The following is a 14,707-nucleotide window of genomic DNA, read 5'->3' as shown; positions in this document are numbered from 1 at the left end:
AATGCAGACGTTTAGGAGGAGCCTGCTCAAGGCAGGCGCGGGACTGGTACTGGTCGCGGCGACAATGGCCGGACCAAAACTGGCGTTCGCGGAAGACAAGATCCGCATCGCAGCACTATCGTTCGGCGAGTCCGGCGAATACATGAAGGCCTGGTCGACCGAAATCAAGAACCATCCCGCCGTGAAGTCCGGCGAGGTCGAGATCACCGTCTTCGACGGCAAGTACGACCCGCTGACCCAGGCCAACCAGATCGACACCGCGATCACCCAGCAGTTCAATGCGATCATCATGGCTCCGTTCGACCTTGAGGCCTCGGCACCGCCGATCGACAAGGCCGCCGAAGCGAAAATCCCGCTGATCGTGTCGGCGCTTAAGACGAAGTCGACGAACTACACCGCGTCGATCATCGTCAACGACACCGAAGGCGGCCGCATTATTGCTGAAGAGCTCGGCAAGCGCCTTCCGAACGGGGGCAACGTCGTCCTCATGGAAGGACCGATCGGCCAGTCGGCCCAGATCGAGCGCCGCGCCGGCATCGACGCTGGCCTGGCCAAGTTCCCGAACCTCAAGCTCATCGAGAACAAGACCGGCAACTGGAGCCGCGCCGAAGGTCAGGCTCTGATGGAGAACTGGCTGCTCGCCCATCCGGGCCAGATCAACGGCGTCCTCGCGGAGAATGACGAAATGGCGCTGGGTGCGATCGAAGCGATGAAGAGCTCCGGCATAGACCTCAAGACCGTTCCTGTCCTGGCGATCGACGGTATTCCGGACGCCAAGCGCGCCGTGAAGAAGGGCGAGATGGCGGTTAGCCTTTACAAGTACGCCCGCGCCGAAGGCCAGGGCGCGGTTGACCTCGCTCTTCGCGCGATCAAGGGCGAAAGCTACAAGCCGCAGTCCGAAATCTGGGGCTCGCTGATGGAATGGAAAGACGGCACCCAGAAGGACTACACCGTGCCGTGGCTGATCCTCGATTCCACCAACGTAGAAAAGTACATGTAATTGGACGGCGGCGGACGGCCCGCGCGGGCCGTCCGCTTACAATACAGGGAAATAGGATCGACCACCATGTTGGAAAGAAAACTTGGAAAGACGGATGTGACGCTCACCTCGCTGGGGCTGGGAACGTCGCCGCTCGGAGGCTGCAACGTCGACGTCAGCTTCCCGACATTCGAGGCGGTGGTTCTCAAGGCCTACGAACTGGGTGTCCGCTACTTCGACACGGCACCCTTGTACGGGCTGGGGAAGTCGGAACACTCCCTCGGCCACATCCTGAGGAACAACGATCTCGTGGGCAAGGTCGTCGTCAGCACCAAGGCGGGACGCATTCTCAAGCCGGAAAGCCGCGCCAAGCGTGCCGAAAGTCTGTATGGCATCGACTGGGTTAAGGCGCTGCCGTTCGTCGATGAGTACGACTATTCTTATGATGGCATCATGCGTGCGTTCGAGGACAGCCAGCAGCGCATGGGGATGGACCACATCGATATCCTCTATCTTCACGACGTGAGCGGCGAATGGCATCGTGAAGCGTACGACACGCATCTGTCGGCGCTTAGGACCAGCGGCTACAAGGCGTGTGACGAGTTGCGCCGGACGGGGTCCGTCAAGGCGATCGGCCTCGGTGTCAACGAGACCGCTTCGGTCCTGCAGGTGGCGGAGGAGTTCGATCTCGACTGCTCCATGGTGGCCGGACGCTACACCCTTCTGAACCATGGCGCGCTTGAGCATTTCTATCCCGAAATGCAGCGCCGCGGCATCGGCATCATCGCTGCCGGAATCTACAACTCGGGCATTCTCGCCGAGGGCAGCAAGTCGATGACAACGACGCGGACCTATGATTGCCAGCCTGCGCCTGAGGCGATCGTCCGTAAGGTCGAAGCGCTCGAGGTTGTCTGCGAACGCCACGGCGTATCGCTTCCAACCGCCGCCACCCAGTTCGTCTATGCGCATCCAGCGGTGACCGCTGTCGTCCAGGGAGCGCTGACGCGCGAGCACGTCGTGGGGAATGTTGCCGCGATCTCGGCGCCGATCCCGGCCGCGTTTTGGGACGATTTGAAATCGTCCGGCCTCATCCCCGCGGCCGCGCCAGTACCGACGGCGTGACTCTCATGACGATCGACTTGGCTCAACCGAGGCCCTCTGACATCCTGGTCACTTACCGGATCGAAACGGCGGGTAGCCCCGAGGCATTGGCCGCAAAGATAGCGAGCGACCAATCGACTGGGACGTTCGTTGACTTGCCGGGCGAGACACCGGAGCTCAAAGCCCGCGCGGCCGCGAGGATTGTGGCGTTTGAGCACCTGGATGCGATCGAGGTCGCGTCTCTTCCCTCAGAGGGGAGAAAATTCAATCGCGCCCAGGCGACGATCGCCTATCCGCTGGAAGCGGTCGGCACCGATTTGACGGCGCTGACCACGATTGCGCTCGGCGGCGTTTGGTCCATCAAAGGTTTTACCGGGCTGCGGGTCATCGGCCTGCAACTGCCGTCAGAGTTCGACGGCGTTTATCCCGGCCCTCAGTTCGGCATCAAGGGCTCGCGGCGCCTGACTGGCGTTTACGAAAGACCAATCATTGGCACGATCATCAAGCCCGCACTCGGCCTGACCCCCGACGAGACAGCGGAAGTAGTTGCCGATCTTGTCGCTTCCGGCGTCGATTTCATCAAGGACGACGAAAAACTGATGTCGCCACCTTACTCCTCGTTGGAGGCACGAGTGAAAGCGATAATGCCTGTTATCCGTGACGAAGAGCAACGCACGGGTAAGAAGGTGATGTACGCCTTCGGCATATCGGACGTCGATCCTGACGAGATGGTCCGCAAGCACGACATGGTGGTGCGCGAAGGCGGCAACGCCGCAGTTATCAACATCAATTCAATTGGCATGGGCGCTTTCCTGTTTCTGCGTCGGCGCTCGTCGCTGACTTTGCATGCCCATCGAAACGGCTGGGATCTTCTCACTCGACACCCGGGTCTTGGCTTCGACTTCTCGGTTTACCAGCAGCTTTGGCGCCTGCTTGGCGTCGACCAATTCCAGATCAACGGGATCGCTGCCAAATACTGGGAGCCGGACGATTCGTTCGTTCAGTCGTTTCATGATCTCCAGAAGCCGATCTTCCGCGACGCCGACCGCCCCCTGCCGGTCGTCTGCTCGGGCCAATGGGGCGGACAGGCACCTGAGACCTATAGAAGAACGGGGCAGACGGTCGACCACCTGTATCTCTGCGGTGGTGGCGTGGTCAGCCATCCCGGCGGGCCGTCGGCGGGCGTGAAAGCGGTCCGTGCCGCCTGGGACGCCGCCGTCAGCGGAATCGATTTGAATGAATATGCCAAATCGCATCCGGAGTTGGCACAGGCGCTCGCCAAGTTCGGCTCAAAGACCGTATCAGAAGGAAAGTGACAAAGATGGAATACCGTCAACTTGGCCGGTCAGGTCTGAAAATCTCGCAACTGGTCCTTGGCTGCATGAGCTTCGGCGTCGCCGATCGCGGCAACCATGCATGGACGCTGTCCGAAGAAGACAGCAGGCCGTTCATCAAGGAAGCGCTCGACCTCGGCATCAATTGCTTCGACACGGCCAATGTCTACTCCGACGGAACCAGTGAGGAAATTGTCGGCAAGCTGCTGAGAGAGATGGTGCCTCGTGACGAAGTCGTTATTGCCAGCAAGGTCTACGGCAAGATGCGTAATGGCGCAAATGCGGTCGGACTTTCTCGCAAGGCGATCATCGCGGAGGCCGAGGCGAGCCTCAAGCGGCTGGGGACCGACTACATCGACCTCTACCAGATCCATTTCTGGGACAATTCTACGCCCATCGAAGAGACCTTGGAGGCACTGACCGATCTGGTTCGGAGCGGCAAGGTCCGCTACATCGGGGCAAGCAATTGCTACGCGTGGCAGTTCGCGGGCGCTCTCTACAAGTCTGACGCTGCCGGTTGGTCACGCTTCGTTTCGATGCAAGCCCAGATGAACCTCCTCTATCGCGAGGAGGAGCGGGAAATGCTACCTCTCTGCAAGGCAGAAGGTGTGGGGATCATCGCCTTCAGCCCGCTTGCTCGCGGCCGCCTCAGCCGGCCCTGGGAGGAGACCAGCCTGAGGTCCCAGACCGACAATGTGACGGCCCGGTTCTACGGTCACGCTGACGACGCGGACCGGCAAGTCGTGGACATTGTCGCAAAGATCGCAGACACCAAGAACGTGTCGCGGTCACTCGTTGCGATGGCTTGGCTCAACAGCAAGGCGGGCGTGACGGCTCCGATCATCGGCGCCACGAAGCTTCAGCATCTGAGGGACGCGGTCGCCTCTTTGGACGTCAAGTTGAACGACCACGAGATCCAGGAACTCGAGGAGCCCTATTTGCCACACAGGGTGGTGGGCTTGAACTGAGTTATCTCAGCGGGAGCCTAGCTGAAGCGGTCGGCAAGTGGTGCTGTCTTTCTAGACGTGCACAGGTCGTTTCAATCTCGGTTTCGGGACGGCAGCCCATAGAAATTTTCTCGTCGGCGAGTGGCCCAAGCAATTGACGACGACCGCTCAAGTATCATCGCGAGGAACAAATGCCCATGACCCGTCGGTTTGGCGTCAGCGATAGCGAAATCGAGGCTGCCGCACACCTCATGCGATGTGGGCAAGTTGTGGCGTTTCCGACCGAGACGGTCTACGGCCTTGGAGCGGACGCTAGCAACCCAGCTGCGATCGATCGAATCTACGAAGCCAAAGGACGCCCCCGGCATAACCCGCTGATCATCCATGTCTCGGATTTGGAGATGGCGCGGAGAATGGCGCATCTCAGTCCGGTAGCAGAGTTGATTGGTGCGAAATTCTGGCCGGGACCTCTGACATTGCTTCTGCCCAAAAGGGCCGACGCCGGGCTCGCCTCCGCAGTCACTGCAGGCATGAACAACGTCGCGATCCGTTTTCCCTCGTCAACTGTCGCGCAACGACTGATCCGGGCGGTCGGTTTTCCGGTCGCGGCGCCCTCGGCTAATCGCTCGGGAAAGATATCTTCGACGCGGTTCGCAGAGGTTGCACGCCAGTTGAACGGACGAATAGCGGGGATCGTTGAAGAAGACGAATGCGATCACGGACTTGAATCGACGATTCTGTCTCTGGTCGGGCTTCCGATCATTCTGCGCCATGGATCGGTTCCCCAGGAAGCCTTGGAAGCTCTACTCGGTCCAATGGGTGAGGACAGTATGCCCGAGAAGGTCGCGGCCCCGGGCCAATTAAGGAGCCATTACGCTCCGGAAGCCACAGTTCGGATGGATGTCGACTGTCCAACAGGCAACACGGTCTGGGTCGGTTTCGGCCCGGAAAGCAAGGGCTGCCAGCTAACCCTATCCAGTTCTGGCGACATCGAGGAGGCTGCACGCAACCTCTACACCGTTATGAGCGAAGCCGATGCTCTCGCTGGGCCAGGTGGCGTGATCGCGTTCGCGTCAGTGCCGCTGGTCGGTATCGGAAAGGCAATAAATGACCGATTGAAACGTGCTGCCGCGCCTCGTTCGACATAAGCCGATCATGTTGATTCTGCCCGACCGGTGTGGATCAGCCTCCAAAAAAGCTTGCTTTTATAGGTATGACCTTATACCTTACACCTTACTGATTGAGGAGTCGGTCCAAGGAGGTATTCATCAAACTGGTCTGAGAAATCGAGGCAGGCCGCCGGCGCGGCTGGGCGCGGTCTTCTCATCAATTCCGAAGCGGGCTCTTCCCAAACAATGACGGCAAGGCTGAGGCCCGGTCGTCCGGTACCTTCTATCGACATCTTGAGGACGACTACATGACTGAACTCGAAATTAGGGCGCTTGGCAAAAGCAACGTGAAGGTCACTTCACTCGGGCTAGGCACCGTGCCGCTCTCCGGCTTTAACGCTGATGTCTCCTACGACGAATTCGAAGCCACCATTCTTGCTGGATATGCTGCCGGCATCCGCTACTTCGATTGCGCGCCTATGTACGGCTTCGGGAAATCCGAACATTACCTCGGTCACGCCCTCAGAGCGAACAAGCTGCGTGAAAACGTCGTGGTGAGCACCAAGGTCGGGCGCGTGCTAAAGCCCGCAAGCAAGACGAAGAAGCTTGAAACCGTCTACGGCATCGACTGGATCGACCCGCTTCCGTTTCTCGACACCTATGACTACACCTATGACGGAGTGATGCGGGCATTCGAAGACAGCCAGCAGCGGCTTGGGCTTGACTATATCGACGTTCTTCTGGTGCACGACGTCGGACGCGCCTGGCACGGCGACCAAAGCGAGTTCTATTGGGATCAGCTCCGAGCCTCCGGTTACAAGGCGCTCGACGAGCTTCGGTCAAGCGGCGCTGTCTCAGCCATCGGCCTCGGGGTCAACGAAACCGACTCTGTCGTCGGTGTCGCGCGCGAATTTCCGATCGACTGCTCGCTGATCGCGGGCCGCTACACGCTCTTGAACCACGCTCCTCTTGAGGCGGCTTTCGACGAGTTGCTCCAGCGGAACGTATCCGTAATCGCGGGAGGTATCTTCAACTCTGGTATCCTGGCGACTGGAGTTGGCGGCGCCACCGCCACGTACGACTATGGCAAGGTTCCGACCGCCGTCGTCGAAAAGGTGAAGGCTATCGAAAACATTTGCTCAAAACATTCGGTGAGCCTGCCCGCAGCTGCGATGCAGTTCGTCTACGCGCATCCCGCGGTAGCCACTCTCGTCATGGGCGCGAAGAACCAATCCGAAGTTGACCAGAACATCAAAGCTATCAACGAGGCGATATCCCTTGCGTTCTGGGATGATTTGAAAGGGGCCGAGCTGCTTCCGGCGAACGCTCCGCTCCCGACTGGCCGATGATGACCAGGGATACGGTCCGCCGCAGCTTCAATTGTGACGCGATCATCGATCCTGTCGCGCTGAGTGAGATGCGCGCAAATCTCGAAGCGCTCGTTCGGGCATATGGCGACCTTCTTGCGGTGTACTCGTTCATGCATTTGGCGTTGAGGGAGAAGAGCATGCGCATTCTTGTTGGTGAACTCGCCGACCGCGCCGCCGGAATAAAGCGGTCGATTCGTCACGCGTGGCCCGTCGCACTTGGTTTCACACGCGATCCCCACGGCGTGGTTCATCTCGAAAACGCCGACCGCCTGCTGGTCGAGGCGGACGGGCACCTTCAGCGCGGCGTGTTCAGTTCCGACGCGACGCTGCTGGGTTTGCTTTCGAAAGCGGCGGCCGAACTCAAGCGTTCGGCCGCTATCCTGGGCACGACGACCTTCGATACGAGCGCATGCTGCGGAGGGTCTCTATTCAAACATGGGGAGGAAAACCATGGGAGCACATTCGATCTGGGTACTTGAATACTCACGTAGTCCGGTGCATCCGGTTAGCGGGGTATTCTATGGCGCCCACAATCAAGGCACAATGAACCTGCCGTTCGCCTACATTCTCGTCAAAACAAGAGACGCCGTGGTCCTGGTGGATGTCGGGCACGATGCCGCCGATTTTGGAGGGCAGATCGCCAATTCAATCGGCGTCACGGGTTGGACCTCTCCGGACATCGTTCTTGCGGAATGCGGGATAAGACCCGAAGATGTCACGCATGTCATCCTCACGCACGCGCACTTCGATCACATCGGCGGCCTGAAGTTCTTTCCGAATGCGAAAATTTTCATTCAGAAGAAGGAGTTAGAATCCTGGATGTGGATTTTGGCAAAGGGTCGCCGCTTCCGTTCATTGCAGGCGGGATTGAACCCGGCGGACATCCTCTATCTGACCCAGGCGAATATCGAAGGCCGCCTTGAACTCTTGGAGGGGGAACGTGAGAATTTGCTGCCCGGCATTCATGTCTACCCCGCTTTCGACACGCATACGGCAGGATCGCAGTATGTGGTGGTCGAGCCCAGTGATGGAGCCGACAAGTATGTCCTGTCTGGCGACGTCATCTATACCTACAGCAACATCACAGGCGGGGACGCCAACGACCCATGCTTCGTACCGCCCGGCCTCGCCAATGGCAGCCAGACACGCCTGATCGAGTCGGCGGAAGAGATGCTGAAAATTGTCGGCATGGACGAACGCCGCATCGTTCCCATGCACGAGGAAAAGTTGTCAGAAATCTATCCGTCCCGCGTGACCAATCGCGAGCTCATGCTCGTCGAGATATGTTTGGCCGACGGAGAGCGTTCCAGGGTGTGACGAATCAGAAAGCCCACGAACGCGAATCCGCTCAGTTCACAATCGTCCTCCCAGGCGATGCGCAGAGAGAAAGGCCGGGTGTCGATGACCCGGTCTTTTTCATTCTGCCTCTTCGTAACGTCTACCTGAGCAGAGGGATCAGCTGGCTGACGGAGTTCTTCGCGTCGCCATAGAACATTCGAGTGTTCTCCCTGAAGAACAGGGGATTTTCGATCCCCGAATATCCGGTACCCTGTCCACGCTTCGAAACGAACACCTGCCGCGCTTTCCATACCTCCAGAACAGGCATGCCGGCGATCGGCGAGTTCGGGTCGTCCTGCGCCGCCGGGTTCACGATATCGTTCGAGCCGATGACGATGACGACGTCGGTCTCCGGGAAGTCCTCGTTGATCTCGTCCATCTCGACGACGATGTCGTAAGGCACCTTCGCCTCGGCGAGGAGCACATTCATGTGGCCAGGCAATCGACCCGCCACAGGATGGATAGCGAACCGGACCGTCTTTCCAGCCGCGCGCAGCTTGCGCGTCAATTCCGATACCGCAGCCTGGGCCTGAGCCACGGCCATTCCGTAACCTGGGACGATGATGACGCTCTGGGCGTCATTTAGCGCAGCAGCCACTCCGTCGCCGTCAATTGCGATCTGCTCGCCCGTAATCTCCATCTGCGGACCAGCGCTGTTGCCGAAACCACCGAGGATCACGGAGAAGAAGCTACGGTTCATGGCCTTGCACATGACGTAGGAGAGAATCGCGCCGGACGACCCGACGAGAGCCCCAGTCACAATGAGCAAGTCGTTGCCGAGCAGAAAGCCCGTGGCCGCGGCCGCCCAGCCGGAATAGGAGTTCAGCATCGATACCACGACGGGCATGTCGGCACCGCCGATCGCCATGACCAGATGTGCTCCGAGAAGAAACGCGATCAGAGACATCAGGTATAGCGTCCATGATCCCGCGTCATTCATGTAGAGGATCATCAACCCGATGGAGATGACGATCATGGCGGCGTTGCACAAGTGGCGCGCGGCCAGGACCAGCGCCGTGCCGCCGATTCGTCCAGACAGCTTTCCATAGGCGACGATCGATCCCGTGAACGTGACCGCTCCGATGAAGACGCCGATAAAAATCTCGGCTTCATGAATGACTTGCTCGCCTGCAGTTGCGAACGTATGCGCGGTGAGATCGGAATTGATGCCTATCAGCACCGCGGCGAGGCCCACAAAACTGTGCAGAGCAGCGACCAACTGTGGCATCCCGGTCATCTCGACACGCTTCGCCAAAACAGTGCCGAGGATCGCACCGACAACCAGAGCAACGCAAAGCGTTCCGGAAAGCTCGACACCTGGGCCGAAAACGGTGGCTACGATCGCGATGCCCATGCCCGTGATGCCATACCAGACGGCACGCTTGGCGCTTTCCTGACCGGAGAGTCCGCCGAGCGCGAGAATGAAGAGGACTGATGCCGCGATATAGGCAGCTGTCTGAATTCCAATGGTCATAGGAGCCTCCCCGCTCAGGACTTTTGAAACATCATCAACATGCGTCGGGTCACCATGAAGCCGCCGACGATATTGATGGTCGCGATCAAGACCGACAGGCTCCCGAGCAACGGCACCAGCCAGCCGGGGGAGCCGATCTGCAAAAGAGCACCGAGCACGATGATCCCGGAGATCGCGTTGGTGATGGCCATCAAGGGCGTGTGGAGGGCATGGCTCACGCCCCAGATCACCTGGAAGCCCACGAAGCACGCGAGGACGAACACGATGAAGTGCGCCATGAAAGCAGGCGGCGCGTACGCGCCGACCAATGACATAAGGAGCCCTCCCGCGAAGAGCAGGCCGACCTGCGTGCGTGTAGCAGAGCGGAAGGACGCCATTTCAGCAGCCCGTTTTTCCTCGGTGGTGAGTTCCCTTGTCTTCTCCTTCGGCTTCTGCGCGGCAATCGCCTGCACCTTGGGCGGTGGTGGAGGGAAGGTGATATCACCACGAAACGTCACTGTTGCGCCGCGGATAACATCGTCGTCCATGTTGTGAACGATCACGCCATCCTTGCACGGAGTAAGGTCGGCGATCATGTGCCGGATGTTGGTAGAATAAAGGGACGAGGATTGGGCTGCCATCCGGCTTGGAAAGTCCGTATAGCCGATAATTGTCACACCATTGTCCGACACCACCTTCTGATCGACGACCGTGAGCTCGCAATTTCCGCCGCGCTCTGCAGCGAGGTCGACGATGACGGATCCCGGTCTCATCGCCGCGACCATATCAGCCAACCAGAGGATCGGAGCATCGCGGCCCGGTAACAAAGCGGTCGTAATGACGATGTCGATGTCCGGAGCAAGCTCGCGGAACTTGGACAACTGCTTCTGACGGAACTCTGGCGACGAGGGGGCCGCATATCCGCCGGTCGCTGCGCCGTCGATCTGTTGTTCGTCGAAGTCGAGATAGACGAATTGAGCTCCCATCGACTCGATCTGTTCGGCCACCTCAGGCCGGACATCGAAGGCGTAGGTGATCGCGCCGAGGCTGACGCTGGCGCCGATCGCCGCCAAGCCCGCCACGCCGGCGCCGATAATCAGCACCTTTGCCGGTGGTACTTTGCCAGCCGCGGTGATTTGTCCGGTGAAGAAGCGGCCGAAATTCGCACCCGCTTCGATAACAGCACGGTAGCCAGCGATATTCGCCATGGAGGACAACGCGTCCATCTTCTGCGCGCGGCTGATGCGTGGGACCATATCCATAGCGATGAAGGTCGCGCCAGAAGTCCGAGCCCGCTCAAGCAATCCGCCATTGGACGCGGGATAGAAGAAGGAGATCAGCGTTTTTTCAGGCGACAGCAGCGCGACTTCGTCATCAGTCGGAGGGCGCACCTTGACGATTACGTCCGCAGCCTCGGCGCAGGCCTGTGGACTTTCGACGACCGTAACTCCTACCTGACGGTAGGCTTCATCCGAGATTCCTGACATGAGGCCTGCGCCTGTTTCGACAATGGCTTCATGTCCAAGCTTACTGAGCTGTGACGCCGAGTCCGGCGTCAAGGCGACTCGCGCCTCGCCGTCTAGCCGCTCGCGCAGCGCTCCAATCTTCATTCCAATCCTCCTGTTTCCAAATCTGGCAGAGCTTCGACTGCTTGTTTGTCTGTCGCAGGCGCCTCCCGCTGGGCCGCCTTTGCCAGTCGTGATTGGCAACTCTTGCTCTGACAGCCTCTACCATCAGAACGCCAACTTCACAACAAAAATCACAAAATCACATTTTTGAGCTTTATTATGTGATTTTGAATTGGTGTGGGCTTGGTGCTAGAAGGTCTCATTCAGAGCGTCGGAGAACTGGCATATGAAGAGAGATGATCGGAGGCAGGCCATAATGGATCTGTTGGTCGAGCAGAGGATGGTGGATCTCGACGACCTATCCGATCGATTTGCAGTATCGAAGATGACGATTCACCGCGATCTGGACGATCTTGAGCAGGCGGGGATGCTTCGCAAAGTCCGTGGCGGCGCAACCATCGAGGCAGGAGGCCAATTCGAAAGCGATTTCCGGTTCCGCCAGCAGCAGGAGGGCGACGCGAAGCGTCGTATGGCCGAAGCCGCCCTTGAACTCATTGAGCCCGGAATGACAGTCATGGTCAACGACGGATCTATGGCGTCAGTCCTAGGTGAATTGCTGCCACAAAAGAGACCGCTTACGGTGATCACGAACAACGCAGCGGTGATCGATCGGCTCAAGGCGGAGTCGGGCGTCAACCTGATCGCAGTTGGCGGAAGCTATTCGGTGAAGTTCAATGGATTTTTCGGCGTCGTTGCTGAAGAAGCCCTGTCGCGCCTTAGCGCCGACATCGCCTTCATTTCCACGCCAGCTGTTTCAGGATTGCGCGTTTATCATATGGATGACAACGTCATCCGCTCGAAACGAGCAATGATTGAGAACGCGGCGCGCCGTTGCCTGCTCGTGAACCATAAGCGTTTCAATCACACTGCTCTTCATGTCCTCGCCACGGTCGATGAGTTCGAAGTCATCATCACTGACCAAGAACCGCCGGACGATGCCCGCGTGGCGTTAGAGAGAGCCAACGTGTCTCTTCGCGTCGCATCACACGAGAGCGAGTAAATACCGGGAACGATCCTGTTGGATGAACCGGGCAAGGAAGCCGCTAGGACCGATACGTAGGCAAAGCACGTCATTCGCCCGAGAATTGCCTTCGATGTTCGGCGACGAAGGACTACTTCACATTGCCTCCTTGGCTATGACGCCGCCGCCGCGTCCCTCGGTGAGGCGAGCTAATTCCTTTTTCAGTCGTCCAATCTAGTCGACCTCGTCGCTTGTCGCGGTGAGCTTCTTCGTCCGATCGTAGCGCCTCTCCGCAAAGTGATAAGCGTTCGGATCGCACCACGCGCCGAGCTTCAACCCACCAAGTCATCTTGCATCAACTTATGGGGAGCGGGCCTCTCCAGATCTGCGTCGACTCCCTTTATTCTGGGCGCAGAGAGCGAACACGCCGCCTCACCCTTAACCTCGAATAAAGGTATTAGGTATAAGGTCATACCTATAGTCCATTTGTCAGATGTGCTTCAGGGGACGGAGGAACAATGCGAGATATTCGGAAATTCGGCGTGGCGCTACGTTTGACGATCGCTTTTGGGTTACTGTTATTCGCGATGGGAGTTCTGTCTCTTTCGTCAATCAGGCAGGTAAATGAGATAAATGCTAAGCTCAGCCTTATAAACGGCAGTAACAGCCAAAAATACCGAAACGGAATTGATATGCTCGGAACGGTCCGAGATCGAGCTATTGCATTGCGCGACATCGTCTTGGCCGTCTCAGACACGGATCAAGCGACGACAATCGTGATGATGAAAAAGCTGCAGGCGTCCTATGCCTCCAGCTCGGCGGAGTTGCAGAAAGCCGTGAGTTCTGATGCCTTCAGCACTGCCGCCGAGCGCCGTCTCGTCGACGGCCTGACCGCGTTCCAGAATGAAACGGAGCCATTAGTCGCCGAAGTGATCAAGTTGACTCTCGATGGAGAGAAGGACCAGGCAAAGCCACTCCTCTTAAATGAACTTAGACCCAAATTGACGGCGTGGATTGGTGCTTTGAACAAGTTGATCGACTACGAGCAAGCGTTGAACCAGGGCGTAGGCGGCAAAGTTAAAGAGGCTTCTGACCAGTTTAAATCCATGACCCTCAGTGCGCTCGGTGTTGCCGCCTTATTCGGAGCAGTTGCGGCAGCACTCACGACCCGCTCAATTATTGCGCCTCTGGCAAAGCTGAAGCAGTCTATTGGTCAAATGATAACCGGCGGCGACATGCAGATTGACCGAGTACTTGAGCGACGGAGAGATGAAATCGGTCAGCTAGCTAGGCAGATATCCAGCCTGAAGCTCCATCTTTCGGAGCAAGCTGAGCGCGAGGCGATTGCCGAACAACATCGACAGCATGCCGAGCGGCAGCGCCTGGAAAGGGAAGGGGAGGAACGCCAGCGGGCTGCCGAACAGACAAGCTCTGCCGTCGAACAAGTTGCCGACGCGCTGAAACAATTGTCGGAAGGCAACCTTAACATTCAACTCAGCCGGCCTTTCGCAGAAGCTCTTGAGCCACTTAGATTGGATCTTAATTCAGCGATTAGCCAGCTTCGTGACGCGATGTCCGAGGTGAACTACAATGCGCAAGCGATTGCTGCAGGTGCCGAAGAAATCCGCAGTTCCTCCAACGATCTCGCTACAAGAACGGAGCAGCAAGCTGTAGTTGTCGAGCAGACGGCGTCGGTCCTTGCAGATATGACAAGACAGGTAGTGGACGCTAGCCACAGAGCACTTGAAGCAGGCGTTCTGGTCGCTGAAACCAAAGAGACTGTCGAGAAGTCCGGCACAATAATGCGCGAAGCTGTTGAGGCGATGACGAAAATTCGGGCCTCTTCAGTTGAAATAGGCAATATAATCGGCGTTATCGATGAAATCGCGTCTCAGACAAACCTATTGGCCTTGAACGCAGGCATTGAGGCGGCCCGCGCTGGTGAGACTGGCCGTGGGTTTGCGGTGGTTGCGCAGGAGGTGAGAGATCTGGCGCAAAGGTCTGCGGCGGCCGCGAAGGAAATCAAATCCTTGGTCGAGCTATCTAATGGACATATAAATGACGGGGTTCAGCGCGTGCACCAAGCCGGCAATGCCTTGGGCCAAATCGTTGTTCAGGTGCAGAGTGTGAATCAAAACGTCGACGCCATTGCTCAAGTTTCTCGCGTGCAAGCTGACGGGCTCAAGGACATCAATTTCTCAGTAGGGAAGATTGAAACAGCGACGCAACAAAACGCAGCGATGGTGGAAGAGTCGACCGCTGCCGTCAACAACCTGGCGAAAGAGACAGCCTCGCTTTTCGAGATGTTATCAAGGTTCCAGATCGGCGACGGGAAAGCAAACACTAACTGCGCTGAACAGCCTTCGTTATCTGTGGCCGTAGCATCGTCAAAGTCGATCCTGCAACGCAGGGTCTCAAGGCTAACAGCATGACCTGCCATTAACAGCTTAGTGCAGAATGAGTTAGAGGCCTAAGGAAGCGCGAATC

General features: G+C 58.0%; 12 protein-coding genes. 10 read left to right on the top strand and 2 right to left on the bottom strand.

The genetic code is table 11. From position 1 onward, the window contains the following. Position 1 precedes the first annotated feature (1 nt). From CO660_RS24655 to CO660_RS24620, 8 genes are all read left to right on the top strand, one after another. A complete protein-coding gene (locus tag CO660_RS24655; RefSeq protein WP_097600937.1) occupies positions 2 to 1,000 on the top strand; it encodes a substrate-binding domain-containing protein in 999 nt (332 codons plus the stop codon). A 66-nt stretch (positions 1,001 to 1,066) separates the two neighbouring features. Further along, entirely contained in the window at positions 1,067 to 2,101 is a 1,035-nt protein-coding gene (locus tag CO660_RS24650; RefSeq protein ID WP_097600936.1) for an aldo/keto reductase, read from the top strand. Positions 2,102 to 2,106: 5 nt separating this feature from the next. Next, entirely contained in the window at positions 2,107 to 3,396 is a 1,290-nt protein-coding gene (gene oiaX, locus CO660_RS24645; RefSeq protein ID WP_176536369.1) for a 3-oxo-isoapionate-4-phosphate decarboxylase OiaX, read from the top strand. A 5-nt stretch (positions 3,397 to 3,401) separates the two neighbouring features. Further along, positions 3,402 to 4,382, top strand: a complete 981-nt coding sequence (locus tag CO660_RS24640; RefSeq protein ID WP_097600935.1) for an aldo/keto reductase — start codon at positions 3,402 to 3,404, stop codon at positions 4,380 to 4,382. A 176-nt stretch (positions 4,383 to 4,558) separates the two neighbouring features. Next, a complete protein-coding gene (locus CO660_RS24635; RefSeq protein ID WP_348627654.1) occupies positions 4,559 to 5,509 on the top strand; it encodes an L-threonylcarbamoyladenylate synthase in 951 nt (316 codons plus the stop codon). A 269-nt stretch (positions 5,510 to 5,778) separates the two neighbouring features. Continuing rightward, positions 5,779 to 6,819, top strand: a complete 1,041-nt coding sequence (locus CO660_RS24630; protein ID WP_097600933.1) for an aldo/keto reductase — start codon at positions 5,779 to 5,781, stop codon at positions 6,817 to 6,819. Next, entirely contained in the window at positions 6,816 to 7,319 is a 504-nt protein-coding gene (locus CO660_RS24625; protein WP_097600932.1) for a hypothetical protein, read from the top strand. The genes CO660_RS24630 and CO660_RS24625 overlap by 4 nt, the downstream gene beginning before the upstream one ends. Beyond that, on the top strand, positions 7,291 to 8,157 hold the full coding sequence (locus CO660_RS24620; protein WP_097600931.1) for an N-acyl homoserine lactonase family protein: 867 nt from the start codon (positions 7,291 to 7,293) through the stop codon (positions 8,155 to 8,157). The genes CO660_RS24625 and CO660_RS24620 overlap by 29 nt, the downstream gene beginning before the upstream one ends. A gap of 121 nt (positions 8,158 to 8,278) precedes the next feature. Here CO660_RS24620 and CO660_RS24615 read toward each other — a convergent pair whose 3' ends face one another. Together CO660_RS24615 and CO660_RS24610 are read right to left on the bottom strand one after the other, a co-directional pair. Next, positions 8,279 to 9,652, bottom strand: coding sequence for an NAD(P)(+) transhydrogenase (Re/Si-specific) subunit beta (locus tag CO660_RS24615; RefSeq protein ID WP_097600930.1), 1,374 nt, complete (start codon positions 9,650 to 9,652; stop codon positions 8,279 to 8,281). 14 nt (positions 9,653 to 9,666) lie between these two features. Next, the gene (locus tag CO660_RS24610) at positions 9,667 to 11,241 is read right to left on the bottom strand and encodes a Re/Si-specific NAD(P)(+) transhydrogenase subunit alpha (protein WP_097600929.1); all 1,575 of its coding nucleotides are present in this window, start codon (positions 11,239 to 11,241) and stop codon (positions 9,667 to 9,669) included. 244 nt (positions 11,242 to 11,485) lie between these two features. On the opposite strand from CO660_RS24610, the gene CO660_RS24605 reads away from it, so the two are divergent. Together CO660_RS24605 and CO660_RS24600 are read left to right on the top strand one after the other, a co-directional pair. After that, positions 11,486 to 12,259, top strand: a complete 774-nt coding sequence (locus CO660_RS24605) for a DeoR/GlpR family DNA-binding transcription regulator (protein WP_097600928.1) — start codon at positions 11,486 to 11,488, stop codon at positions 12,257 to 12,259. Positions 12,260 to 12,738: 479 nt separating this feature from the next. Beyond that, positions 12,739 to 14,652, top strand: a complete 1,914-nt coding sequence (locus tag CO660_RS24600) for a methyl-accepting chemotaxis protein (protein WP_097600927.1) — start codon at positions 12,739 to 12,741, stop codon at positions 14,650 to 14,652. Positions 14,653 to 14,707: the final 55 nt, after the last annotated feature.

The sequence above is a fragment of the Rhizobium sp. L9 genome (assembly GCF_002531885.1).
In the GTDB taxonomy this organism is placed as follows: domain Bacteria; phylum Pseudomonadota; class Alphaproteobacteria; order Rhizobiales; family Rhizobiaceae; genus Rhizobium.
Note: the sequence above shows the minus strand (reverse complement) of the source record. Positions and strands in the feature narration are given on the sequence as shown.